Source organism: Streptomyces sp. NPDC006235 (genome assembly GCF_040613735.1).
GTDB lineage: Bacteria > Actinomycetota > Actinomycetes > Streptomycetales > Streptomycetaceae > Streptomyces.
On the sequence record NZ_JBEXSR010000027.1, the window covers coordinates 96,343 to 120,373 of the forward strand.

Annotated in this window: 19 protein-coding genes; 11 read left to right on the forward strand and 8 right to left on the reverse strand. The window is 72.1% G+C overall.

Features of this window, described 5'->3' with window-relative positions; genetic code table 11:
• The first annotated feature begins 15 nt into the window (after positions 1–15).
• Together ABZ192_RS27620 and ABZ192_RS27625 are read left to right on the forward strand one after the other, a co-directional pair.
• Complete coding sequence (locus ABZ192_RS27620; RefSeq protein ID WP_356927185.1) at positions 16–1,071, forward strand: LacI family DNA-binding transcriptional regulator; 1,056 nt, start codon at positions 16–18, stop codon at positions 1,069–1,071.
• A gap of 22 nt (positions 1,072–1,093) precedes the next feature.
• Complete coding sequence (locus ABZ192_RS27625; protein WP_356927163.1) at positions 1,094–3,031, forward strand: DUF2264 domain-containing protein; 1,938 nt, start codon at positions 1,094–1,096, stop codon at positions 3,029–3,031.
• A gap of 5 nt (positions 3,032–3,036) precedes the next feature.
• Here the strand turns inward: ABZ192_RS27625 and ABZ192_RS27630 are convergent, their stop codons facing one another.
• From ABZ192_RS27630 to ABZ192_RS27645, 4 genes are all read right to left on the reverse strand, one after another.
• The gene (locus ABZ192_RS27630; protein ID WP_356927164.1) at positions 3,037–4,530 is read right to left on the reverse strand and encodes a tripartite tricarboxylate transporter permease; all 1,494 of its coding nucleotides are present in this window, start codon (positions 4,528–4,530) and stop codon (positions 3,037–3,039) included.
• A 1-nt stretch (position 4,531) separates the two neighbouring features.
• Complete coding sequence (locus ABZ192_RS27635; protein ID WP_356927165.1) at positions 4,532–5,071, reverse strand: tripartite tricarboxylate transporter TctB family protein; 540 nt, start codon at positions 5,069–5,071, stop codon at positions 4,532–4,534.
• A complete protein-coding gene (locus ABZ192_RS27640) occupies positions 5,068–6,051 on the reverse strand; it encodes a tripartite tricarboxylate transporter substrate binding protein (protein WP_356927186.1) in 984 nt (327 codons plus the stop codon). The genes ABZ192_RS27635 and ABZ192_RS27640 overlap by 4 nt, the downstream gene beginning before the upstream one ends.
• 221 nt (positions 6,052–6,272) lie before the next feature.
• Positions 6,273–7,820 (reverse strand): alpha/beta hydrolase, encoded by a 1,548-nt coding sequence (locus tag ABZ192_RS27645; protein WP_356927166.1) that lies wholly within the window; start codon positions 7,818–7,820, stop codon positions 6,273–6,275.
• Positions 7,821–8,198: 378 nt separating this feature from the next.
• On the opposite strand from ABZ192_RS27645, the gene ABZ192_RS27650 reads away from it, so the two are divergent.
• The 7 genes from ABZ192_RS27650 to ABZ192_RS27680 all read left to right on the forward strand — a co-directional run bounded on the left by ABZ192_RS27650 (position 8,199) and on the right by ABZ192_RS27680 (position 14,730).
• The gene (locus tag ABZ192_RS27650; RefSeq protein WP_356927167.1) at positions 8,199–9,314 is read left to right on the forward strand and encodes a Gfo/Idh/MocA family oxidoreductase; all 1,116 of its coding nucleotides are present in this window, start codon (positions 8,199–8,201) and stop codon (positions 9,312–9,314) included.
• On the forward strand, positions 9,311–10,237 hold the full coding sequence (locus tag ABZ192_RS27655; RefSeq protein WP_356927168.1) for a PmoA family protein: 927 nt from the start codon (positions 9,311–9,313) through the stop codon (positions 10,235–10,237). The genes ABZ192_RS27650 and ABZ192_RS27655 overlap by 4 nt, the downstream gene beginning before the upstream one ends.
• Positions 10,231–10,992, forward strand: a complete 762-nt coding sequence (locus tag ABZ192_RS27660) for a cupin (RefSeq protein ID WP_356927169.1) — start codon at positions 10,231–10,233, stop codon at positions 10,990–10,992. Before ABZ192_RS27655 ends, ABZ192_RS27660 begins: the two co-directional genes overlap by 7 nt.
• A 63-nt stretch (positions 10,993–11,055) precedes the next feature.
• On the forward strand, positions 11,056–12,339 hold the full coding sequence (locus ABZ192_RS27665) for an ABC transporter substrate-binding protein (protein ID WP_356927170.1): 1,284 nt from the start codon (positions 11,056–11,058) through the stop codon (positions 12,337–12,339).
• Positions 12,336–13,274: a sugar ABC transporter permease gene (locus ABZ192_RS27670; protein WP_356927171.1), complete on the forward strand. Its 939-nt coding sequence runs from the start codon at positions 12,336–12,338 to the stop codon at positions 13,272–13,274. The genes ABZ192_RS27665 and ABZ192_RS27670 overlap by 4 nt, the downstream gene beginning before the upstream one ends.
• A complete protein-coding gene (locus ABZ192_RS27675) occupies positions 13,271–14,131 on the forward strand; it encodes a carbohydrate ABC transporter permease (protein ID WP_356927172.1) in 861 nt (286 codons plus the stop codon). Before ABZ192_RS27670 ends, ABZ192_RS27675 begins: the two co-directional genes overlap by 4 nt.
• A gap of 5 nt (positions 14,132–14,136) precedes the next feature.
• Positions 14,137–14,730 (forward strand): hypothetical protein, encoded by a 594-nt coding sequence (locus ABZ192_RS27680; protein WP_356927173.1) that lies wholly within the window; start codon positions 14,137–14,139, stop codon positions 14,728–14,730.
• A 233-nt stretch (positions 14,731–14,963) separates the two neighbouring features.
• On the opposite strand, the gene ABZ192_RS27685 is transcribed toward ABZ192_RS27680, so the two are convergent.
• Positions 14,964–15,671, reverse strand: a complete 708-nt coding sequence (locus ABZ192_RS27685) for a phosphatase PAP2 family protein (RefSeq protein ID WP_356927174.1) — start codon at positions 15,669–15,671, stop codon at positions 14,964–14,966.
• A 131-nt stretch (positions 15,672–15,802) separates the two neighbouring features.
• Here ABZ192_RS27685 and ABZ192_RS27690 point away from each other — a divergent pair, with 131 nt between their 5' ends.
• A complete protein-coding gene (locus ABZ192_RS27690; protein ID WP_356927175.1) occupies positions 15,803–16,465 on the forward strand; it encodes a class I SAM-dependent methyltransferase in 663 nt (220 codons plus the stop codon).
• A 4-nt stretch (positions 16,466–16,469) separates the two neighbouring features.
• On the opposite strand, the gene ABZ192_RS27695 is transcribed toward ABZ192_RS27690, so the two are convergent.
• Complete coding sequence (locus tag ABZ192_RS27695) at positions 16,470–16,688, reverse strand: cation transporter (RefSeq protein WP_356927176.1); 219 nt, start codon at positions 16,686–16,688, stop codon at positions 16,470–16,472.
• 195 nt (positions 16,689–16,883) lie between these two features.
• Here ABZ192_RS27695 and ABZ192_RS27700 point away from each other — a divergent pair, with 195 nt between their 5' ends.
• Complete coding sequence (locus ABZ192_RS27700) at positions 16,884–17,846, forward strand: hypothetical protein (RefSeq protein WP_356927177.1); 963 nt, start codon at positions 16,884–16,886, stop codon at positions 17,844–17,846.
• A gap of 36 nt (positions 17,847–17,882) precedes the next feature.
• Here the strand turns inward: ABZ192_RS27700 and fxsT are convergent, their stop codons facing one another.
• Positions 17,883–21,872 (reverse strand): FxSxx-COOH system tetratricopeptide repeat protein, encoded by a 3,990-nt coding sequence (gene fxsT / locus ABZ192_RS27705; protein WP_356927178.1) that lies wholly within the window; start codon positions 21,870–21,872, stop codon positions 17,883–17,885.
• 190 nt (positions 21,873–22,062) lie between these two features.
• Complete coding sequence (locus ABZ192_RS27710; protein ID WP_356927179.1) at positions 22,063–23,898, reverse strand: glycoside hydrolase family 15 protein; 1,836 nt, start codon at positions 23,896–23,898, stop codon at positions 22,063–22,065.
• Positions 23,899–24,031 lie beyond the last annotated feature (133 nt).

Sequence of the window (24,031 nt, forward strand, 5' to 3'; positions counted from 1 at the left end):
GGGATGGGGAACGACATGGTGTCCAAGGGGCGGGTCACGATCCGCGAGGTCGCCGAGCGGGCGGGCGTGTCCACGGCCACCGCCTCCCGGGCGCTCAGCGGCAACCACCCGGTGCCCCCGGCGACCCGGGCCCGGGTCCTGCGCGCGGCCCGCGACCTCGACTACGTGGCCAACGCACACGCCCGCGCCCTGGTCGGCGGCGGCCGCAAGATGGCCGCCGTCGTGGTCCGCCAGGTCACCAGCCCCTTCTACGCCCAGGTCGCCGAGGGCGTCGAAGCCGAGGCCGCCGACCGCGGCTGGCTCTGCGTGGTCGGCGCCACCGGCGGCGACGCCCAGCGCGAGATGGAGTTCGTGCAGCTCATGCGGGAGGAGGGCGCCCGGCTGGTGATCCTGGTCGGCGGGGTCGTCGAGGACGACGCCTACCGCGAGCGCGTCGCCCACTACGCCCACGCCCTCGACTCCACCGGGGCCCGGCTGGTGCTCTGCGGGCGGCCCGCGCCCGACCCGGACATCCCGGCGCTCGTCGTCGAGTTCGACAACGAGGCCGGGGCCCGCGCCGTCACCGCCCACCTGCTGTCGGCCGGCCACCGCAGGATCGTCTTCCTCGGCGGGCTGCCCGGCAACACCGCCCTCGACGCCCGCGTCGCCGGCTACCGGGCCGCCCTCGCCGAGCACGGGCTGCCGCCCGAAGCCGCACACGTCGTCGACTGCGGCCTGGGCCGGGCCGCCGGCCACCGCGCGATGACCGAACTCCTCAAAGCGACAAGGGAGTTCACCGCCGTATTCGCCGGGGACGACATGGTCGCCGCCGGTGCCCTGCGCGCCATCGCCGACACCGGACTGTGCGTTCCTGGTGACATCTCCGTCGTCGGCTACAACGACATCCCGCTCGCGGAGGACTTCAACCCGCCCCTCACCACCGTCCGCACCCCCGCGGAGGAACTCGGCCGCGCCGCCGTGCGCATCGCGCTGCGCGACCCCGAGCACGCCGCCGGGGCCCACCATCTGCTCGGCACCCACATCGTCGTACGCGACAGCGTCGGCGCGCCCCCGCCCGGGCGCGCCCTGTGACCAACGGAGGAACCGCACCCGCATGAGCGCGCCGCACGTGTCGCTCCCCGACCCGACGCACCTCCCCAACCTGCCCCACCTGCCACCCCCCGACCCGCTGACCTCGCCCCTCACCGGCTGGGCCCGCGCCCACTGGGAGGCGATCGCCGACCGTCTCCTCGACGCCCTGACGCCCTACGCCTCCCCGGGCCTGGCCCAGTACCGGCTGCCCGGCCCGCCCAGCCACTCCGGGCCCTGGTCGGACGGGTTGGAGGGCTTCGCCCGATCCTTCCTGCTGGCCGCGTTCCGTATCGCCGGTGCGGGCGGGCAGGGAGTGTCCGGCCTGATCGAGCGGTACGCGGCCGGACTGGCGGCCGGCACCGACCCGCACGGCCCCGACCGTTGGCCGCCCATCACCGACCGCTCCCAGCCCATGGTCGAGGCCGCGTCCCTCGCCATCGCCCTGCACGAGACGCGCCCGTGGATCTGGGACCGGCTCGACGACCGGGTGCGGCAGCGGGTCGCCGACTGGCTGGGCGGCTTCGTCGGAGCCGTGGTCAACGACTCCAACTGGCGGCTGTTCCAGGTCATCACCGAGGAGTTCCTCGCCTCCGTCGGCGCCCCGCACAGCCGCACCGAGATCGACGCCGGCCTCGCCCGCCTGGAGGACTGGTACCGGGGCGACGGCTGGTACACCGACGGCGACGGCCGCAAGTTCGACTACTACAACGCCTGGGCGCTGCACCTCTATCCGGTCCTGTGGGCCCGTATCGCGGGGCCGCGCGCCGACCCCCGGCTGGTGGCCGAACACCGGAGACGCCTGCGGTCGTTCCTCCACGACCACCAGCACTTCTTCGGCACCGACGGTGCTCCCGTCCACCAAGGCCGCTCGCTCACCTACCGCTTCGCGACGGCGGCCCCGCTGTGGGCGGGCGTCCTCGCCGACGCCACTCCACTGCCGCCCGGCCGCACCCGCCGTCTCGCCTCCGGCGCGCTGAAGCACTTCGCCGAGCGTGGTGTGCCCGACGCGCAGGGGCTGCTCACGCTCGGCTGGTACGGGCCCTTCCTTCCCGTCACCCAGCGGTACTCGGGCCCGGCCTCCCCGTACTGGGCGAGCAAAGCCTTCCTCGGCCTGCTCCTGCCCGCCGACCACCCCGTGTGGACCGCGCCCGAGGAACCCGGCCCGGTGGAGACGGCCGACGTGCGCCTCGCGTTACCGGCGCCGGGCTGGCTGTTGCACTCCACCGCCGCCGACGGGATCGTCCGGCTCGTCAACCACGGCAGCGACCGCCTGCCGCCCCCGCCTGCACGTGCCGAGGACAGCCCGCACTACGCCCGGTTCGCCTACTCCAGTGCGACGGCGCCCGAGACACCGGCGGACCGGGCTCCTGACAACCACATCGCCCTGCTCGCCCCCGACGGCACGCCCACCCCGCGCGGTCGCATCCACCCCCTCGGCGTCGAGGGCACGCGGGCCGCCTCCTGGCACCGGGCGGTGCTCCCGGGCAGCGACGAAGGCCACCGCATCGAGACGGTCAGCGTGGTGCACGGCCCCTGGGAGGTCCGGGTGCACCGCGTCGACGCGCCGCCCGGCACGCCCGTACGCGAGGGCGGCTGGGCCGTCGCCGACGACACCGCGCCACCGGCCGCCCGGACCGGCCCCGGCTGGGCGCTGGCCCGGCGCGCGGACGGCCTGACCAGCATGCTCGTCGGCCTGCAGGGGTGGCACGACGCCGAGACGGCAGTGGAACACCGGGTCGGCACCAATGCCTGCGGCCACCACTCGGCGACCCCGTACCTCACCCTGCCCGCCCACCCGGGCGGCACCCACCTCCTGGTGACCCTCGTCGTGCTGAGCGCCTCCCCGGAGACGAACGGCGACCCGCACGCGTGGCGTTCAGGACCGCGCGTACGGGTCGCCGCGACCGGCGAGGTGGAGATCCGCTTCCCGGACGGCACCCGGGAACGGGTGCCCCGATGACCGGGTCAGGCCGCGGCGCGGCCCCGCGTCACCGCCTTTCTCACCAGTGGCCAGACCAGCAGCAGCACGATCACCGCGTACACCGTCACCGCGAACGGCGTGTTGAACAGCCCCGTCACGCTGCCGTCGCTGATCTGGAGCGCGCGGCGCAGCTGCTGTTCGGCGTTCGGGCCGAGGATCACGCCGATGACGGCGGGCAGCACCGGCAGGCCGTAGCGGCGCATGCCGAAGCCGATCAGGCCGATGATCAGCAGGATGACCAGGTCGATCACCTCACCGCCGACCGCGTACGCGCCGACCGCCGCGAAGAACATGATCCCGGCGTACAGGTACGGCCGCGGAATGCGCAGCAGCTTCGCCCACACCGGCGCCAGCGGCAGGTTGAGCGCGAGCAGCAGCACCATGCCGACGAAGAGCGAGGCGATCAGGCCCCACACCAGGTCGGGTTCGCGTTCGAAGAGCAGCGGGCCGGGCTGGATGCCGTACTGCTGGAAGGCGGCCAGCATGACGGCCGCGACCGCCGTGGTCGGCAGGCCCAGGGTCAGCATCGACACCAGGGTGCCCGCCGCCGAGGCCGACGCCGCCGACTCCGGACCGGCCACGCCCTCGATGGCGCCCTTGCCCCACTCGTCCTTGTGCTTCGACAGACGCTTCTCCGTCACGTACGACAGGAAGGTCGGGATCTCCGCGCCGCCCGCCGGGATCGCGCCGAACGGGAACCCGATGAACGGGCCGCGCAGCCACGACTTCCAGGTCCGGTTCACGTCCCCGCGCCCCAGCCACGGACGCCCCACCGGGATCGGCTCCGGCGGGCTGCGCCGCAGGTGCGCCGCCACCCACAGGGCCTCACCGATCGCGAACAGACCGACCGCGACGATCACCACGTCGATGCCGTCCGCCAGTTGGAGCGAGCCGAAGGTCAGGCGCTGCTGGCCGGTCATCTGGTCCAGGCCCACCAGGCCCAGCGTGAGGCCGATCAGCAGGGAGGCCAGGCCCCGGATGCGGGACGAGCCCAGCACCGACGTCACCGCGATGAACGCCAGCACCATGATGGCGAAGTAGTCCGGCGCGCCGATGTCCACGGCCAGCTTGGCGACCGTCGGCGCCAGTGCCACCAGCAGGATCGTGCCGATCAGGCCGCCCGCGAAGTGCCCGACGGCGGCCGCCGCCAGGGCCTGCGCGCCGCGCCCGGACTTGGCCATGGGGTTGCCCTCCATGGCCGCCACCACCGCCGCGCTCTCGCCGGGCGTGTTGAGCAGGATGGAGGTGGTCGAGCCGCCGAACATCGCGCCGTAGTAGATGCCCGCGAACATGATGAACGCGCCGGTCGGTTCGAGCCCGTACGTCACCGGCAGCAGCAGCGCGACCGCCATCGCCGGGCCGATGCCGGGCAGCACGCCGATGGCCGTGCCGAGCAGCACGCCGATGACGGCCCAGAGCAGGTTGACCGGGGTGAGGGCCGTACCGAAGCCGTCCAGAAGGGAGTTGAAGGCGTCCATGTCACAGCACTCCCATCAGCGGACCGCCGGGCAGGGGCACGCCGAGCAGGTTGTTGAAGACGACGTAGGTGAGGAGGGACAGCCCGGCCGCGATGAGCGGATCGCGGTCGGTCCTGCGGCTGCCGAGCGCGAAGGCCGCACCCCAGAACAGCAGCGCGCCCGCGACGGGAAAGCCGAGCGGCTCGATCAGGACGGCCGAGCCGAGGAACACCCCGGCGAGCAGCAACACCGTGCGCCAATCGGCGGGTTCGGACAGGTCGACGTCCTCGCCGGTCTCGGCCTGGCCCCGGCCGCCGCGCAGCACGTCCACGGCGAGCAGCGCGGCGATCACCAGCAGGCCGGCGCCGACCACGACGGGCACGGTCTTCGGGCCGACCGGGCCGCGCTGGGCGATGTCAACGTCCATGGTGAGGGCGTCCGTCAGGACGAGCACGCCCAGCACCAGCAGCAGGGCACACACGCCGAGTTCGGAGTGCTCCTGCAGCCACGAGCGCCGCTCGCCGCGCTCCGCGGGGGGAATGTCGGTGGTCTGCGTCGTCACAGTCCCAGCTCCTTCAGCACCGAAACCACGCGCTTGTCCTCGGCGTCGAGGAACGCGCCGAACTTCTCCCCGGTGAGGAAGGCGTCGTCCCAGCCGTTCTGCTCCAGGGACTTGCGCCATTCCTCCGAGCCGTGCAGTTCCTCGAGCAGCCGCACGAGCTTGTCGCGCTCTTTGTCGGTCAGGCCGGGCGGGGCGACGATGCCGCGCCAGTTGGTGAAGTTGACGTCGTACCCGGCCTCCTTCAGCGTGGGCGCGTCCAGCCCTTCGACGCGCTCGGGGCCGGTGACCGCGAGCAGCCGCAGCTCGCCCGCCTTGATCTGGTCCAGGTACTCGCCGACGCCGGACACGCCGAAGGCGACCTTGTTGCCGAGGATCGAGGCGAGCAGCTCGCCGCCGCCGTCGAACGGGATGTAGTTGACCTGCTTCGGGGAGATCCCGGCGGCCCGCGCCATCAGCATCGGCGCGAGGTGGTCGGGCCCGCCGGGCGACGAGCCGCCGCCCACCGGGAGCTTGCCCGGGTTCTCCTTCCAGGCGCCGATGAGATCGTCGATCGTCTTGTACGGCGAGTCCTTGGCGACCACGACGACGTCCTGCTCCTCGGTGAGCCGGGCGATCGGCGTGGTGTCGCCGAGCGTCTTCGGCGCGTCGTTGGAGCGGACGGCGCCCACGACCCCGAGGCCCATGGACATGGCGAGCTTGCCGTTGCCGTGCTCGCTCACCAGCCGGCTCAGTCCGACCGTGCCGCCGGCCCCGGGGAGGTTGAACACCTCGATGTTGTGGGTCAGTTCGGCGTCCTCGGCGTTCTTCGCGGCCGTGCGGGCCGTGATGTCGTAGCCTCCGCCGGGCGTGTTGGGGACCATGAAACGCAGGCCCGGGATCTGTGTGCCGGTCTCGGAGCCGCTGCCGGTGGTCAGCAGCGGTGGTCCGACGAGCACGAGCACGGCGGCCCCGAGCAGGGCGAGGGGGGTGCGCAGGCGCACGTGTGCCACCACCTGTCGGTACGTCGTTGCGGGTAGGTAAAGGCCCTGTGGGGAGGGTGACGTGGGCCACATGGTGCACCGGCGCCGACGGGCTGTCTCTCTTGCGGAACCAACGGAGGTTCTGGTCTTTGTGGTCACCGGACCGCGGGGGAAGCCGGTGTCGGCTCGCGGCACGGACGCCGCGAGCCTGGACTCACCGGTCAGGTGCCGCGAGCCCCCTCTCACCGGGCGGGCGCGGCGCAGCTCACGTCCCGGGCCGGCAGGCGCCCCGTGGCGAGGTACGCGTTGACCGTGTCGTCGACGCAGGGAACGCCGTAAACGCCGTATACCGCGTGCTGGTCGGCGCCGGTCACGGTGATCAGCCGCGAGGAGGGCCACATGCCGCGGACCGCCCGGGCGCCGTCGTAGTCGGTGCGCGGATCCCCGGTCGCGTTGACCAGCAGGGCCGGCAGGTCGTCCCGGACCGTGGTCGGGCGCTCGCGTGGCCGCTCCCAGAAGGCGCACGGGTTGAGGTTGTTGGTCACGGGCGCGAAGAGCGGGTCCTGTGCGCGGGTGCGCTGGACCTCGCGCCAGTACACCTCCGGGTCGCGCGGAGCGGGGCCGTCGCCGCACAGGATCGCCGTCTGCACGCTGCCGTAGGGGGAGTCGGTGTCCGTGAGCACGAACTCGAGCACCCCGGCGAGCCACGGTGACGGCGTGACCCGCTGGCCCCGCGACGCCCGCAGCATGTCCCGGACGCCCTGCGCGAAGTCCCCGTAGGCGGTGTCGTTGTGCTGCGACAGGCCGTTGAAGGCGACGATCGGCATCACGTGCTCGTCCAGCCGGTGGCCGCCGAGCCGCAGCGGCGTGCGGGCCGCGGCCTCGCGGACACGGTCCACGGTCGCCAGCACCTCGCCCGGTGTGCGGCCCAGTCCGTAAGTCGTCTCCCGGGCTGCGGCCCAGGAGGCCCAGCCCTCCAGCGCGCGGCGGTTGGCCCGCTCGACGCCCCGCAGCAGCCGGGGCCCGTACCGGTCCGGATCGATCACACCGTCGAGGACGACCCGGTCGGTCCGGCCGGGGAACATCGTGGCGTACACCTCGCCGAGGTAACTGCCGTACGAGTAACCCAGGTAGGAGATCCGCCGCTCGCCGAGCGCGGCCCGGACGACGTCCATGTCGCGCGCGGTGTTACGGGTGGTGGCGTGGGGGAGGACATCGCCCGCGTGGGTGCGGCAGCGCTCGGCGAGGTCCTTCGAGAAGGCGGCCATGCGGTCGAAGCCCGCCCGGTCCTCACCGGCCCCGCGCCATGCCGAGCCGGTCGGCCAGCGGCAGTCCAGCGGTGTGCTGCGGCCGACGAAACGGGGATCCACGCCGACCACGTCGTACCGGGCGGCGACGTCCTTCATCGCCTTGCGCACCCACGGCGGGTCGCCGAGGGTCTGCCCGCCGGGGCCGCCGCCGTTGAGCAGCAGCGGGCCGACGCGGCGGGCGGTGTCGGTGGCCCGGATCCGGGAGATCGCGACGGTGATCGTGCGGCCGCCGGGGTCCGCGTAGTCCAGCGGGACGGTCACGTCGGCGCAGCGGGCGCCCGCCTGCTCCAGTTCCTTGCCGGTCGTGTCGTCCGGTTCGAGGACACAGCTCTTCCAGGTGAGGCGCTGGTGGTGGTAGCGGGCGAGGGGGTCGGAGCCGGGACTCGCCCCGGCCGTGGCGGGCAGTGCGGTCAGGGCGAGGGCGGCGGCCGTCAGGGCCAGGGCTGCTCGTCGCGCGGTTCCCGGGAAGCGGGATAACACGGGTGGGTGTCCTTTCTGTCGCCGATGCCCACCTCGGGACTGGCAGGGACATGCCGGAGAGGAGGGTGCGGTACGACAGAACGCTAGGGACGGGTCGCGGTTCGATCACTCCGGCTGGCAGCCCGGTTCGTGGTGGGGTCAACACCACCATCGAAGCGCGGGGCACGCGGCTTTCCATGGTGCTGACAACAACCCGAATCTCACCCCCGAGCTGGGAGAATGCTCGGAAAGACCTTGTGCAGGTCGCTGCAGGGGGGTTGTCCAGACATTCGCTCACGCCTAGGGTCGGCTTCCGGGTGCAAGCGCTTTCCAAGGCTCCACAGTGCTTTCGAAAGGGCTTCCCCAGCGTGTGTCCGCCGGCCGTCCGAGGAGCGCCGCATGTCCTTGTCCCCCGCCCGCCGCCGCGTGGCCGTCGTCGGCACCGGAGCGATCGTCAGCGGCAGTCATCTGCCGGCGCTGCGGGCCCACTCCGACCGGGTGGAACTGGTCGCCGCCGTCGACGTCGACCAGGAGCGCCTCGACGCCTTCCGCGAGCTGGCCGGAGACCAGGTCGCCGGGTACACCTTCGTGGACGCGATGCTGGACGCCGTCCGCCCCGATCTGGTCCTCATCGGGACGCCGCCCTCCCTGCACCGCGACCAGACGGTGGCCGCGCTCAAGGCCGGCGCCTGGGTGCTGTGCGAGAAGCCGCTCACCCTGTCGCTCGCCGAGTACGACGAGATCGCCGCCGCCGAGGAGGCCTCCGGGGCGTACGCGGCGGTCGTCTTCCAGCACCGCTACGGCTCCGGCGCGGTGCACGCCCGCGAGCTGATCACCAGCGGCGAGCTGGGCGCCCCGCTGGTGGCGCACTGCCAGACGACCTGGCACCGGGACGCCGCGTACTACGCCGTGCCGTGGCGCGGGAAGTGGGCCAGCGAGGGCGGCGGCCCCACCATGGGCCACGGCATCCACCAGTACGACCTGATGCTGCACCTGCTCGGCGAGTGGGAGGAGATCCGCGCCATGGCCGCCCGGCTCGTCCACGACACCGAGAGCGAGGACGTCTCCACCGCCCTGGTCCGGTTCAGCAGCGGCGCCCTCGCCACCGTCGTCAACAGCGTGCTCTCGCCGGACGAGGTGAGCCGTATCCGCATCGACTGCGCGGACGCCACGGTCGAACTCACCCACCTGTACGGCCACTCCAACGACAGCTGGGTCTACACCCCGGCCCCGCACGTCGCCTCCGACCGCGCCATCGGCTGGCGGACCCCCTCGAACGACGTGCCCAGCTCCCACACCGCCCAGCTGGGCGCCCTCCTGGACGCCTACGACAACGACACCCGGCCACCGGGCAGTGGCCAGGACGCCCGCGCCACCCTGGAGTTCGCCGCCGCCCTGTACAAGGCGGCGTTCACCGGCCGCTCCGTGCACGCGGGCGAGATCGGCCCCGGCGACCCCTTCTACGAGGCCATGCACGGCGAGTACCCCGACTGGGCCCCCAAGGAGCGCGCATGAGCATCCGCGTCACCCACACCCACGGCGAGGACATCGCCGTCACGGCGGCGAACGGCACGGAGATCCTCCGCTACGTCTACCGCCCCGACCCGGACCCCTTCGAGGCCCGCAAGCCGTACGCCCACCCGGTGCGCACCCTGTCCGGCCGCACGGTCACCGGCTACCGGCCGAACGACCACCGCTGGCACAAGGGCCTGCAGATGACCGCGAGCCATCTGTCCGGCCAGAACTTCTGGGGCGGCAACTGCTACGTCCACGGCCAGGGCTATCTGCGCCTGCCCGAGCGCGTCGGCTCCATGCGGCACGACGGATTTACGGAGTTCACGGTCGAGGACGACCGCCTCGCCTTCACCGAGGAGCTCACCTGGGTCGAGAACGGCGGCGAGGAGTGGGCGCGCGAGGTGCGGGGGCTGACCGTGCACTCGGTGGACGAGGAGGCCGGCGCCTGGGCCCTGGACTGGTCGATCCGCCTCACCAACGTCCGTTCCGAGCCGCTGGCCTTCGGTTCCCCGACCACCGCCGGCCGTGAGATGGCCGGTTACACCGGACTCCAGTGGCGCGGCCCGCGCGACTTCACCGGCGGCACGGTCTTCGCCCCGGACACCGACGCCGACGCGGGCAAGCTGATGGGCACCCAGGGCCCCTGGCTCGCCTTCACCACCGAGCACGACGACGTCGACGGCCACTCCACCCTCGTCTTCGCGCACGCGCCCGAGAACCTCGACGAGACGTCCGCGATCCACGAGTCACACTGGTTCGTCCGCTCCGAGCCCTTCCCGACGGTCGCCTTCTCCTGGGCGTTCTTCGAGGAGTTCGAACTCCCGCCGGGCGAGTCCTTCGCCTTCCGCTACCGGCTCGTCGTCGCCGACGGCGCCTGGGACCGCGACCGGGTCGGCACGCACCTGGAGGGCCTGCCGTGGTGAACGGCGCCAAGCCCGCCCTGCCGCACCCGCTGCCCGGCGCGATCGGCCTGTCCCACCTGAGCGCCTACGACTGGGAGGCCGCCGACGGCGTCTGCGGCGGCAGCCCGCATCTGCACCTGGTGTGCACCGAGGCGTACGTCGTCACCGGCGGCCGGGGGGCGGTCCAGACGCTGAGTCCCGACGGCTACCGGGACATCCCCCTGGAAGCCGGCTCCCTCGCCTGGTTCACGCCGGGCACCGTGCACCGCATGGTGCAGGGCGGTGATCTGCGCATCACCGTGCTGATGCAGAACAGCGGCCTGCCCGAGGCCGGGGACGCCGTGTTCACCTTCCCGCCCGAGGTGCTCGCCGACCCGGAGAAGTACGCCGCCGCTGCGGCCCTGCCGCCCGGCACGGGACCGGAGACGGCGGCGGCCGCCCAGCGCCGCCGGGACCTCGCCGTGGAGGGCTACCTCACCCTGCGCGAGGCGCTCGTCGCCGGTGACAACGGCCCGTACCTGGAGTTCCAGCGGGCCGCCGCCCGGATCGTGCGCGACAAGGTGCCCACCTGGCGCGCCCTGTGGCGGGCAGGCGCCCTGGCCACCGCCGAACGCACCGGCGCCCAGCTCGACGCGTTGGCCGACGGCGAACCCGCCTACCTCGGCGAGGCCACCGCCTACGAGGCCGCGCCCACCCGGCTCGGCGGCTTCGGCATGTGCGGCCGGCGGGACGAGTACAACCTGCCCGGGACGACGCTGCCGCACCAGAGCGAGTAACGAAACAGGGGGGGCGAGGGGGGCCGACAGAAAGTCCGAGGATAAGGAAGAGGTGACCTCGGCATGCCGCGACACAGGACAAAGGGGTTCTGCGCGTCGGCCGCGGCACTGGCACTGTGTGCCGTGCTGGCGGGCTGCGGAGGATCCGGGGAATCGGCTGGCGGCGGCAAGATCGTGCTGCGCTACACGTGGTGGGGCAACCCCGACCGCGCGGAACGCACCGAGCAGGCCGTCGCGCTGTTCGAGAAGCAGCATCCGGGCGTCGACGTGACGACGTCGTTCTCCGGCTACGACGCCTACAAGCAGAAGCTCGCCACCCAGGCCGCCGGCGGTGACGCCCCGGACGTCATGCAGCTGGACTACCGCCAGATCGACCAGTACGCCTCCGGCGGCGTCCTGCTCGACCTGGCGAAGCAGAAAGCCGTCCTGCGCACCTCCGAGATCGACCAGGGGCTGCTCGCGACCGGCCGCGTGGACGACGTCCAGTACGCGATCCCGCAGGGCCGCGGCACCGAGACCGTCGCCTACGACGTCGGGACCTGGAAGAAGTCGGGCGTGCCCCTCCCCGGCAGGAGCTGGACCTGGAGCCAGTGGGCCGACACCATGCGCGCCCTGGCGAAGAAGACCGGCAAGCCCGGGGCGACCGACCCCGGGCAGAGCGAGGACGCCTTCGAGGTCTGGCTGCGCGGGCAGGGCAAGGCCCTCTACACGGAGGACGGCGGACTCGGCTTCACCGCCGAAGACCTCACCCGCTGGTGGACCTTCACCGACAAGCTGCGCCGCGAGGGCGCCGTTTCGCCCGCCGAGCAGACCACCCAGCTCGACGGCTCCGTCGAGAACACCCCGCTGGGGCGCGGCACCTCCGTCACCGACGCCAACTGGGACGCCCCGGCCAGCGGCTTCCTCGCCCTCGTCAAGGGCGGTGTCGCGCTCACCCCCATGCCGTCCGGCGAGGACGGCACCCCCGGCCAGTACTTCAAGCCGTCCATGTTCGTCGGAGTCTCCGCGAACACCGCCCATCCGAAGGAGGCGGCACAGCTCGTCGACTTCCTGGTCAACGACCGGCAGGCCGCGAAGATCCTCGGCGCGAGCCGCGGCATCCCCGTCAACGAGACGGTCCGCGACGAGATCGGCCCGCAGCTCAAGGACTTCGACAAGACCATCGCCGACTACCAGGCCTCCCTGGAGGGCAAGCTCAAGGACCCGCCCCAGGCACCGCCGGCGGGCGACAACGCCCTCCAGAGCACCTTCCAGCGCGACTACGACCAGGTGTCGTACGAGCGCATGTCGCCCCGCGAGGCGGCCGAGAACTACATCACCGAGGCGAAGGCGGAGCTGAGGTCATGACCACCACCGCGATCCCCACGGCGACCGAACGCGTCCCCGCCGCCGCCCCGAAGCGCCGCCCCAAGCGCGAACGCGAGGGCGCCGCCTGGGTGTTCCTCTCGCCCTGGGTCCTCGGCGCGATCGTCCTGACCCTGCTGCCGATGGCCGTGTCGCTGTACCTGTCGTTCACCGACTACGACCTGTTCAACCCGCCGAAGTGGGTGGGCCTGCGCAACTACGTGCAGATGTTCACCGAGGACCCGCGCTACTGGCGCTCGGTCGTGACGACGGTGACGTACGTCGTCATCGCCGTGCCCCTGCAACTGGCCCTCGCCCTGGTCGTCGCGCTCGCCCTGAAAGGCATGAAGCGCGGCAAGGCCTTCTACCGCTCCGCCTTCTACGCGCCCTCGCTGCTCGGCGCGTCGATGTCCATCGCCCTCGTCTGGCGTGCGGTCTTCAACGACGGCGGCACGGTCGACAACCTGCTCGGCACCGGCGGCTGGGTCAACAAGCCCGGCTGGTCGCTGCTCGCCGTGGCCCTGCTGACGGTGTGGCAGTTCGGCGCGCCGATGGTCATCTTCCTCGCCGGTCTCCAGCAGATACCGGCCGAGCTGTACGAGGCGGCGGCGGTCGACGGGGCCGGGAAATGGCGGCAGTTCCTGTCCGTCACCGTGCCGATGCTGTCCCCGGTGCTCTTCTTCAACCTGGTCCTGCAAACCATCCAGGCCTTCCAGGTGTTCACGCCCGCCTTCGCGGTCAGCGCGGGCAAGGGCGGGCCGGCCGACTCGACCCTCGTCTACACCATGTACCTCTACGACCGCGGCTTCGTCGCCTCCCACATGGGCTACGCCTCCGCCATGGCCTGGGTGCTGCTCCTCGTGATCGGTGTGGTCACGGCGGTGCTGTTCCGCACCTCCCGCTCCTGGGTCTTCTACGCCTCCGAGGGGGACCGATGACCTCGACCGCCGTTTCCCACAAGCCCGTCCGCTGGGGGCGGGTCGCCCTCCACCTGGGCTGCCTGGCCGCGCTGCTGGTCATGCTGTACCCGCTGGCCTGGCTGCTGGCCACCTCGCTCAAGCCCGCCGACGAGGTCATCGCGAGCCTCGACCTGCTGCCCAGTCACCTGGAGTGGTCGAACTACTCCACCGCCATGGAGGGCGTCAACGACGTCTCCATCTGGCGGCTGCTCGGCAACTCGCTGCTGATCGCCGGCGGGGCGGTCCTCGGCAACGTCATCAGCTGCTCGCTCGCCGCCTACGCCTTCGCACGCCTCAGGTTCCGGCTGCGCGGGCCGCTGTTCGCCTTCATGATCGCCACGATCATGCTGCCGCACCACGCGGTGCTGATCCCGCAGTACATCATCTTCAACCAGTTGGGCCTGGTGAACACCTACTGGCCGCTGATCCTGCCGAAGTTCCTCGCCACCGAGGCCTTCTTCGTCTTCCTCATCGTGCAGTTCATGCGCGGCCTGCCGCGCGAACTGGAGGAGGCGGCGCGGATCGACGGCTGCGGCCCCTTCCGCAGCTTCTTCCAGGTCGTGCTTCCGCTCACCCGGCCGGCCCTGATCACGACCGCCATCTTCACGTTCATCTGGACCTGGAACGACTTCTTCACCCAGCTCATCTACCTGTTCGACCCGGACAAGTTCACGCTGACCCTCGCGCTGCGCTCCTTCGTGGACGCCTCCAGCACCTCCGCGTTCGGCCCGATGTTCGCGATGTCGGTGATCGCGCTGCTGCCGATCGTGCTGTTCTTCCTCGCCTTCCAGCGGTTCCTGGTGGAGGGCATGGCCAGCTCCGGAGTGAAGGGGTGAGCGGGATGCGGACACGCGAGGCCGGTGAGGTGTTCGGGCCGCGCATGACGCTGTTCGCCGACGTCCTGAGCGTCGGCCTCGCCACGGCGGTGGTCTGCCTGCCGCTGGTGACGGCACCGGCCGCGCTGTCGACGGCATGCGCCGTACTCCGCGGCGCCGGACAGGACCGACCCGTCACGGCCGGAAGGTACTTCCTCCTGCTACGGCAACGGCTGCGAGCCGGTGACCTGCTGGCGGGTGCCGTCGCCCTGGCGGGTCTGCTGCTGCTCGCGGCCGACGTGGCGCTGGCCGGGGCGGGCCTGCCCGGCGCGCCGCTGTTCGCCGTGATCGCCGCCGCCATAGGCGCCTGCGCGGCGGTCGTCGCCCTTCGCGCCTGTGCCCGCCCCGAGTCGCTCATCGACTGGCGCGCGGCGGTGCGCGGCGCCGCCCGGGACGCCGTGGCGGACGCGGGCGGCAGCGGACTGGTCCTGCTCGCCGTGGCGACGGCCGCGCTGTGCGCCTGGATGCTGCTGCCCCTGGCCTTCCTGGCCCCGGGCCCGCTGGCCCTGGCCCTCACCGCCGTCGACGTACGCCGGTCCGCTGCAGTGCTTCTGGACTAGCCGGGGGCCGGATGGCCGATGACTGGCCGGGAGCCGGGGCGCGCTGGGGGCCGCCGGTCCCGCTCAGCTGCGGGCAGTCGTGCCTCTCCAGTGCCTTGAGGGCCTGGGAGGTGCCCCCAGGCGGCACGGGTGGGCGCAGCGGCACCCCGCTTCGCCGGGCTGCGCAACGCGGCCGAGGGGCCGATGAACGAGCCCGCGCGGCCTCACTGCCGTAGGGCGGTGAGCCCGTGGCTTCACTGCCGTACGGCGGCGCCGATGCCGATCCGTGGCCGCGAACGGGCCGCGGTGAGGAGCGCCTGCGTCCGCTCCGACGGTGTGGCCGCCGCCGCTGCCGCCGCCAGGGCCGCCGCGGCGCTGGCGATGCCGAGGACCGCGCCCGCGGCCACGTCGCCCGGATAGTGCACGCCCGTGTGGATACGGGAGTAGCCGACGGCGCTCGCCAGCGCCCCGAGCGGCACCGCGGCGGGCGGCAGGACCACGCCGACGGCGGTGGCGAACGCGACCGCCGATGCCGTGTGCCCCGACGGGAACGAGGCCGACGTCGGCATCGGAACGTGCCGGTCCACCGTCACGCGGGCCGCTTCCCGGTCCGGCCGGGCCCGGCGCACCAGGCGCTTGCCGAGCAGATTCGCGGAGGCCGAGGCCACGGCGATCGCCCCGACGCCGGCGAACGCGGCCCTCCTCGGCCGCTTCCCGCCCAGCGTCAGGGCCGCGGCGATGGCGAACGAGATCTTGGAGTGGTCGGCCGCGTGCGACAGATGGCGCAGCGTCCGGTCGAGCGTGGGCGTGGGAGTGGCGGCCACCGCCGCGTACAGCGCGCCGTCCACGGCCCTGAGATCGCCCATGACGGCGCCCAGGAGCCGACGGGGCCCGCCCGAAGGCTTCCCGTCCTCCGGGAGCGGACGAAGGGCGTCCTCGTCTGTGGTCGTCGGATCGGTCATGTGCTTCTCCCCGCAGTGGCCTTCCCAGCAAGGTACCGGCTCACGCGGGCCGCACACTCGGCACCCCTGCGAGCCGGTTACCTCCCGAGTGCCCACGTCGGGCGACCGAACCCGTCTGCTGGACTGAGGGCATGACGTCCTTGCCGCGCCGGGTCCTGCGCGCCCTCGAACGATTCCACGCCGCCCGTCCCTGGGATCACAACGCCCACTTCCACCGCTGGATCCTGCGGCAGCTCCCCAGGCGGGTGGGGAGCGCCCTGGACGTGGGGTGCGGCAGTGGCGACCTCGCCCGGCTGCTGGCCGGCCGGGCCGAGCGGGTGCACGGGGTCGACGCCGACCCGGCGATCATCGCCCTGGCGCGGGAGCTGACCCCCACGGGGGTCCCGGTGACGTACACGGTGGCCGAAGCGCCGGCCGGGCTGCCCGCCGGTCCGTACGACGTCATCACCTGCGTCGCCGTGGTCCACCACTTGCCGTTCACCCAGGCTCTCCAGGCCTTCCGTGACCGTCTGGCCCCCGGCGGCACCCTGGTGATCGTCGGTGTCTCCCTGGAGCGGACACCCGTCGACCACCTCCTCGGCGTCGCGTCGATCCCGCTCAACATCCTCATGGCCCTGCTCAAGAACCGGGGCCGCCCGGCGTCTCGCCCCGTCTCCATGACGGCCCGCACGCGTCCGGCGGACATGCCCTTCCCGGAGATCGTCCGCGAGGCCCGGACGGTCCTGCCCGGCGCCCGCCTGCGCCGCCGCCTGCTCTGGCGCCACACGCTGGTGTGGCACCACCCTCGGCGGTGATGGCTCACACCCGCCCGGTCAGCTCGTAGCCGGCCTCGTCGACGGCCTCCGCGATCATGGCGTCGTCGGGCTCCGCGGCACTGGTGACGGTGACGTGCCCCCTGTCGAGATCGACCTCGACGCCGCGGACGCCGTCCAGCTCGCCGATGGCCTCGGTCAGCGTGGCCTTGCAGTGGCCGCAGGACATTCCGGAGACGGCGTAAGTGGTGGCGGTGGCGGTCATGGCGTGCCTCCTGGGGACGGTCTGATTCCCGAATACGGGGCGGGGGTATTCCCTCGCCGTGCTCCTGTATACCCCTGAGGGGTATAAGATGCAAGCCTGATCGGCGCTTGACATGATACCCCCTAGGGGTATTGTGAGCTGTATGGGAGGCCCCGCACAGGAGCGGGAGGCCCCGTTCTGAAGGAGATGCCGGCCATGAACACCGGACTGAAGATCACGACCTTCGCCGCCGTTCTCGCGGCGACCTTCGGCACGGCCTACGGCGTCGGCCAGGGCATCGACCCCGTCGTCGCCGACAGTCCGCCGCGACACAAGGACGGGCACACCCGGCCGGCACCCCCGTCCGAGCAGGCCGGCGGCCACGCAGAGCAGCACGACACGCCGCCGGCCGGCGGGCTCCAGATCTCCGAGGACGGCTACACCCTCGACCTCCAGACCCCGAGCGTCACCGCCGGGCAGCAGGCCGACCTGCGCCTCACGGTCCGGGACGGCAGCGGTCGTGCCGTCACCGCCTATCAGCGCGAGCACGACAAGGAACTCCACCTCATCGTGGCCTCACGCGACCTGGTCACCTACCGGCATCTGCACCCCACCCTGGCCGCCGACGGCACCTGGAGCACCCCCGTCGACCTGCCCCGCGCGGGCGGCTACCGCGTCTTCGCCGACTTCACCCCGGCGAAGAAGGACGCCCGGAACCTCACCCTCGGCGCGGACCTCGCCGCCTCCGGCCCGTACCGGCCGAAGGAACTGCCCGCACCGGCCACCACGGCCAGGACCAACGGCTACGAAGTGAAGCTGTCCGGCGCCCTGCGCCCCGGCGAGGCGGGCGAACTGAAGCTCAAGGTCTCGCGCGCCGGCCGGCCCGTCACCGACCTCCAGCCCTACCTCGGCGCGTACGGCCACCTCGTCGCCCTGCGCTCCGGCGACCTCGCCTACCTCCACGTCCACCCGAACGGCGAACCCGGCGACGGCAAGACCAGGTCCGGCCCGGACATATCCTTCACGGCCACGGCCCCCAGCGCCGGTTCCTACCGCCTGTTCCTCGACTTCAAGCACGACGGAAAGGTCCACACGGCGGCGTTCACCGTCAGGGCCGGGGGAGCGGCAGCAGGTTCCGGTACCCCCGAGGGGCATACGGACGACGGTCACGGCCACTGAGTCCCAGGGGCGTGGGCAGTGAGCCGTCCTCGAAGGTCAAGGCCGGCCGTGGAGCTGTTCCCACCGGGCCCGATGGGCGTCGGCGGCCGCCCGGGCTGCCCCCGCCACGTCGGCGGGCACGGCCGGCTCGGTCCGCCACGCGGCGGCGCTGTCCGCCATCGCGGCGACGAACTGCCGGCCCGTGTCCGTCAACCGAGGCGAGGACCGCACCACCATGAAGGCGTCCCAGACCTGAATGCGCCAGTAGGCCAGCTCGAACTGCGCGCGCCTCAGGTCATCGCCGGTCGACCGAAGGCAGCGCCCATGCCAGAACTCGGCCACCCCGAAGAAGGCGTACACCCCCTGGAACAGCCCTTCGAAGGGCCGCGGATCATCCCGCCAAGGCGCGTAGAACAGCTCCTCCTCGCCGTCCTGTTCACTGTGCAGTGACTCCATGTCGAGGAGGGCGTGGAGCTTGATGTGCCGGATCTCGTGCACGAGTGTCAGGGCGAGTTGCAGCGCGTCCTCCGGCTCGGTGAGGACGATCCCGCCGTAGGCATCGCTCGACGTGAGCGAAGTCGGCGCGCCGCCGGGCTCCGGGGCCCGCGGCGTGAGCGTGGTGACAGCGGCTGCGAGTGCCCCGGCGTCCACGCCGTCCGTGTGGTCCAGCAGGCTCCATGCCTCACCGAGCAGTTCCTGCCAGCGGTCCACCTGCTCGGGAGCGAGCGGACAGGGCGCCGTGCCGGGATCGACACCGCGGTAAGGATCGATGTCGTCGAGGCAGACCAGGCGGGTTTCGCCGGCGACCGAGGCCTTGATACGGCGCATCGGGTGCCAGCCGGGAGACTCGGTCTCCAGCGAAGAGGGAAGTCGTACCTCCTTGCCTGCGGCCCGGACGCACCTCTGGCCGTTCTCCGCCACGACGTCCGCCTCCGTCGTACGCCCGTCGGTTCCGAGGTCGGCCAAACCGAGGGCCGGCAGGACGGCCAGGCCCTCGTGGACCGGAATCCGGAGGGTGAAGGACAACTCGGCGTTGAGACCGGCCGTGGCCGCGAGCGCCCGCAGATGACCGGCGTCGGCCTGTGAGGAGTCGTCTTCCAGCGCGAGCAGCGTACGGCTCATCCACCGGCCCGTAGCGGGATGCAGGAGCAGTTTGTCCATGAGGGCCGGGTCGACCTGGTCGGCTTTGGTGAACAACTCCCGCGCCTGCCGGACCCACTGGGCACCGTCCCGCTTGGCGTACCAGGCAAGGATCCCCGCCAGTGCCAGGATGCGGATGTCGAGCTGATGGGCGCACAGCTTTTCGACGTCGCTGCTGGTCTCCCGCCCGGCGGCCAGGGCACGCAGCACAAGTGGCGAGCATCTCCTGGTGGCCATGGGCAGGGCGGTGGGTTCGTCTTGGAAGCGGGACTGCGAGCGGTAGGAAAGTACCGGCCGGGACTGCGGGTCCGGGGCATAGGAGTAGCCGCCCCCCGAGTATCCGCCGCTGCCGGTTCCCTCACCCGATTTGCTCTGCCGTGGTCGGGCAAACCTTTCGAGGATGCGGCGGACATCGGGGGCCGGTTCGTCGCTGTCGGCCGCGAGCGCCTCGTGCAGTGCCATCCTTGCGTGGTCCTCCTCATCGGTTCCGTTCAGGACGAGAGCGAGGTTCCGGCGGCTGGTCCGCACATCGGGGTGTTCCTCGCCCAGGAGCCGAACGTTGGCGTCGAGCACCGCACGGAAGTGCTCCGCTGCCTCGGCCGGGCGGCCCAGCAGATGCAAGGTCGTGGCGAGTTCGTGCCGACTCGCGACCGCGTCGGGGTGGTCTTCGCCGAAACGCCGCTTGTTGACGTTCCAGATCTCGGCGAACTCGGCCCGGGCCTCGGTGAGCCGGCCCTTGTCCCGCATGACGCGTGCCAGTTCGTGGCGGGCGATGAGGGTGTCAGGGTGGGCGGGACCCATCAGGTTCACCGAGTCCGCGACCACCTCCGCTCCGACGCGTTCCGCCTCGTCGAGCTCCCCGGCATCGCGCAACACCCGAGTCAGGCCGGCGCCGACGGCAAGTGTCAGCGGATCGCGGTGTCCGAACAGTTTTCGCCCCGCTCGTCGGATCTCTCGCAGTTCGTCGGCGCACTCCCTGAGCAGCCCACGCATGTGCAGGACCGTGGCGATGTCGTACCTGGTACGAAGGGCTTTGCGGGAGTTGGGCCCCGGGTCGCGCAGACGGATCGCGAGGACGGCGCGCAGGTCCTCCTCCGCCACCTCCGGTTGTCCGAGCGCACACAGCACCCGTGCCCGGCCGCCTCGGGCGGACTGGAGGAAGGGGTGGTCGTACGGCAGCGTCCGTTCGCACGCCTCGGCTGTCGCCGTGTACACGGCCTCGGACTCACGGAACCGTGCGTCGTCCCGCAGCGCCAGGGCAAGGCTCAGACGGCTTTCGAGCGTCGCGGGATGGTCGGGACCCAGACGGCTCTCCCGGAGAGCGACGACCGTGCTGAGCTCGGTGACGGCCAGGGAGTACAGGCCGAGGAAGTTGCGGCTCTGTGCGGCACGCAGGGCAGGTTCGGTGGCGGCGACGGTGACGTCGTCCGGCACGGAGCCGACCAGTTCCAGCAGGTGCAGGGGGGCGGTGCAGTGCGGGGCGAAATGGCGCCATCGGCGCCAGTGCGTGGGATCGTCCGGCTCGAGCGGGCTCACGGCGCGCTCCAGCAGGGCCGTGACGAGGCCGAGGAGTGTCCCGGTGTGCGTGGCGAAGTCGGCGTGTGCGCGGTTGCTGGCGCGGACCAGCGGGTGGATGTCGAGCTTCCGGCGGATGTCGGCGTCGGACGATTCACCTCTGCCGGGTTCCGGGCTCACGCTCTGCAGGCTGACCAGTCGCAGACCGGAGAGCCCCTTCAACGCGGCCTGGATCCGTTCGTCGGTCGGAGTGGGGAACAGGTCGCAGGCGGCGAGCAACTCGGGGTCGAGCAGTTGCTGGTGTGGGATCGGTGCCGGCCCCAACGCAGACAGCAGGCGCAACAGCGGCCGGGCGAGGTCGTTGCCCTGGTCGTGGAGGAGATCGAGCGAGATCTCCCAGGTCGTCAGGATGGCCCGGCGGGCCTGTTCGGCCTCCCCGAGCGAGGAGTCCGGGTCGGCGGCCATCTCCGCGATCCGTCCGTCGAAGTCACGGCGGTACTCCGCGAAGGTCTCGGGCGTTCCGGGCACGGGCCATGGCTCGTCGGCTGCCAGCGCGAGGTAGGAGCCGGCGAGGTCCAGCGCCAGGGGCAGGCCGCCGAGGTGCCGGGCCAGCTCCCTCGCCTCCTGCTCATCGCCCGCGTCCGGTGCCAGGTCGAGGAGGATGCGAGCCCCGTCGTCGATGTCGAGCACGTCCACCGGCAGGATCTGTGTCCACGGCGCCCATCGCTCCCGACGCGATTCGCGGCTCGTGACGAGTACCGTCCCGTGCGGGGTGCCGGGCGGCCGCAGCCAGCCGACGCCACGTGCCAGGGGCTGTGACCGGGCGCTGAGGAAGGACGGATCGTCGACGTTGTCGAGAACCAGAAGCCATGGTTCGGTGAGCGCGTTGAGCCGTTTCCACAGCACATCGGCGGCGTGAGCGCGGACGAACTCTCCGCTGTCGGCCCCGGCGTCGAGTGCGACGGCGTGCAGAGCGCCCCAGAGGCTCTCACGGTCGGCGGCGGACACCCACCACACGTGGCCCGCCAGGGGCGAGAGCCGGTGTGCGACCTCCAGAGCCACCGTGGTCTTTCCGCAGCCCCCGAGCCCGGTCAGCACATGGACGCGGCGACGGTCCGGGCTGTCACTCCCATCGCGTCCCATGTCGCCGGTCAGCGCCGCCACCAGGCCGTCCCGCCCGCGCAGCCGGTCCGCGGCGACCCGTCGCTGGGGAACGGCGAGCGGGATCGAGGTGAGGTCCACGTGCGAAGGGAACGCCGCTGCGGCCGACCGCTCGTGATACGCGGCCTGCGTGAACGCTTCCGTCGGGAGCAGAAGCGCCCGCTCGATGTTCTCGACGTGCACCCCGGTCGTGACGTCACCGGTGACAACCTGCCCGGCATCCCCGCCCACGGCGGCCGATCGGTCCCCGGACGAGGACGTGGTCGGCGGATCGGTCCTCGAGCTGTTGTGACCGCGCCGTCCTCGGGCGCTCAACACGAACCTTCCCCACGCCCCAGGGACGCTCCAGGCACGGCCGCTCCCGTTTCCCCCCGCCATTCTTCGAGTATTTGCCGTGTCTCCCCTTCGCACAAGCCGAGCGTCAGCCGAGCGCCCGGTCCAGATTGAAGGCCGCGCTGATCAGTGCGAGATGCGTGAACGCCTGCGGGAAGTTGCCCTGCTGCTCGCCGGTGTGGCTGATCTCCTCGGCGTACAGGCCGAGATGGTTGGCGTACGTCAGCATCTTCTCGAAGGCGAGGCGCGCCTCGTCGATCCGGCCCGCGTGCACCATGGCCTCGACGTACCAGAACGAGCAGATGGAGAACGTGCCTTCGTCGCCGCGCAGCCCGTCGGGGCTGGACTGCGGGTCGTAGCGGTAGACCAGTGAGTCGGAGACCAGTTCCTCGGTGAGCGCGTCCAGCGTCGACAGCCACTTCGGATCGGTGGGGGCGATGAACTTCGTCAGCGGCATCATCAGCACGGCCGCGTCCAGCACGTCGCCGTCCTCGTGCTGGACGAAGGCTCCGCGCGCCTCGGACCAGCCCCGGCTCATGATGCGCCGGTAGATCGTGTCGCGGCACCCCCGCCAGTGCAGCAGGTCGGCGGGCAGGCCGCGCCGGGTGGCCATCCGGATGGCCCGCTCGATCGCCACCCAGCACATCAGCCGCGAGTACAGGAAGTTCTTGCGCCCGCCCCGCGTCTCCCAGATCCCCTCGTCGGGCTGGTCCCAGTTCTCGCACACCCAGTCCACCAGCGCGCAGACGTCGTCCCACTGGCCGCTGGAGATGGGCTTGGCCCACTTGTCGTAGAGGTAGATGGAGTCGATCAGCGCGCCGTAGATGTCGAGCTGGAGCTGGTCGGCCGCCGCGTTGCCGACCCGTACCGGCGCGGAACCCTCGTGGCCCTCCAGATGGCCGAGTGCCGTCTCGGGCAGCTCGGTGCGCCCGTCGATGCCGTACATGATCTGCAAGGGGCCGGAGGGCTTGCCGTCGCCCGGGCTGATGTGCCGGGTCACGAAGTCCATGAACTTCTCGGCCTCGCCGGTGAAGCCCAGCCGCAGCAGGGCGTAGACGCAGAAGGCCGCGTCGCGCACCCACACGTACCGGTAGTCCCAGTTGCGTTCGCCGCCGAGCCGCTCGGGCAGACTCGTGGTCGGCGCGGCCACGATCGCCCCGGTCGGCGCGTAGGTCAGCAGCTTCAGCGTCAGCGCCGAGCGGTGCACCATCTCCCGCCAGCGGCCCCGGTACTTGGAGGCGGACAGCCAGCGCCGCCAGTACGCCACCGTCGCCGCGAACTGCTCCTCCGCCTCCGTGTGCGCACACCGGCGGGGCGCCACGTCGCCGCCCACCTTGTCCAGCGCGAACACCGCCGACTCGCCCTCGGAGAGCTTGAAGTCGCCGCGCACGTCCGGCCCGTCCGTCTCCAGCGGCACGGTCGCGGTCAGCGCGAGCGCCAGCCTCTCGGACTCGAAGAGCGCCGTGTCACCGGTCAGCCGGACGGTGTGCGGCCGCGTGCCGTAGTCGAACCGGGGGGCGACGCGGGTACGGAACGGGATCGAGCCGCGTACGCACACCACCCGGCGGATCAGCCGGTGCCGTTCCACCTCGGCGGGCTCGCCGTCGAGCGGCATGAAGTCCTGCACCTCGCCGACGCCGTCCTCGGTGAAGAACCGGGTGATCAGGACGTTGGTGTCGGGAAAGTAGAACTGCTTGGTCCGCGCCGGCACCGCCGCCGCCAGTTCGAAGCAGCCGCCGCGCTCCGCGTCCAGGATCGAGGCGAAGACGCTCGGCGCGTCGAAGGCCGGGCAGCAGTACCAGTCGATGGTGCCGTCGGTCCCCACCAGCGCCACGCTGCGCAGGTCGCCGATCAGCCCGTGCTCGGCGATCGGCAGATACCGCCGGCCGCCCGGCACGTCGTGGTCACGCGCTGGTCCGCCCATGACGCCTCCTTGGCCCGGCATGCGCCTCAGCCCCAGCGTAGGGCCTGTCGTTTGGATCACGCCGCAGACGCGGGGTCTGGCACGCGCATCTGCGGCGTTGTCGTCGGTTGCCGATGCTCCGCATCGACGCCCT

Bases quoted from the DNA above. Each gene is read 5' to 3' on its own strand.
- ABZ192_RS27665 (WP_356927170.1), top strand. From the start codon at position 11,056: ATGCCGCGACACAGGACAAAGGGGTTCTGCGCGTCGGCCGCGGCACTG.
- ABZ192_RS27690 (WP_356927175.1), top strand. From the start codon at position 15,803: ATGACGTCCTTGCCGCGCCGGGTCCTGCGCGCCCTCGAACGATTCCAC.
- ABZ192_RS27710 (WP_356927179.1), bottom strand. From the start codon at position 23,898: ATGGGCGGACCAGCGCGTGACCACGACGTGCCGGGCGGCCGGCGGTAT.
- ABZ192_RS27630 (WP_356927164.1), bottom strand. From the start codon at position 4,530: ATGGACGCCTTCAACTCCCTTCTGGACGGCTTCGGTACGGCCCTCACC.
- ABZ192_RS27620 (WP_356927185.1), top strand. From the start codon at position 16: ATGGTGTCCAAGGGGCGGGTCACGATCCGCGAGGTCGCCGAGCGGGCG.
- ABZ192_RS27695 (WP_356927176.1), bottom strand. From the start codon at position 16,688: ATGACCGCCACCGCCACCACTTACGCCGTCTCCGGAATGTCCTGCGGC.
- ABZ192_RS27625 (WP_356927163.1), top strand. From the start codon at position 1,094: ATGAGCGCGCCGCACGTGTCGCTCCCCGACCCGACGCACCTCCCCAAC.
- ABZ192_RS27685 (WP_356927174.1), bottom strand. From the start codon at position 15,671: ATGACCGATCCGACGACCACAGACGAGGACGCCCTTCGTCCGCTCCCG.
- ABZ192_RS27655 (WP_356927168.1), top strand. From the start codon at position 9,311: ATGAGCATCCGCGTCACCCACACCCACGGCGAGGACATCGCCGTCACG.
- ABZ192_RS27670 (WP_356927171.1), top strand. From the start codon at position 12,336: ATGACCACCACCGCGATCCCCACGGCGACCGAACGCGTCCCCGCCGCC.
- ABZ192_RS27700 (WP_356927177.1), top strand. From the start codon at position 16,884: ATGAACACCGGACTGAAGATCACGACCTTCGCCGCCGTTCTCGCGGCG.
- ABZ192_RS27650 (WP_356927167.1), top strand. From the start codon at position 8,199: ATGTCCTTGTCCCCCGCCCGCCGCCGCGTGGCCGTCGTCGGCACCGGA.
- ABZ192_RS27675 (WP_356927172.1), top strand. From the start codon at position 13,271: ATGACCTCGACCGCCGTTTCCCACAAGCCCGTCCGCTGGGGGCGGGTC.
- ABZ192_RS27680 (WP_356927173.1), top strand. From the start codon at position 14,137: ATGCGGACACGCGAGGCCGGTGAGGTGTTCGGGCCGCGCATGACGCTG.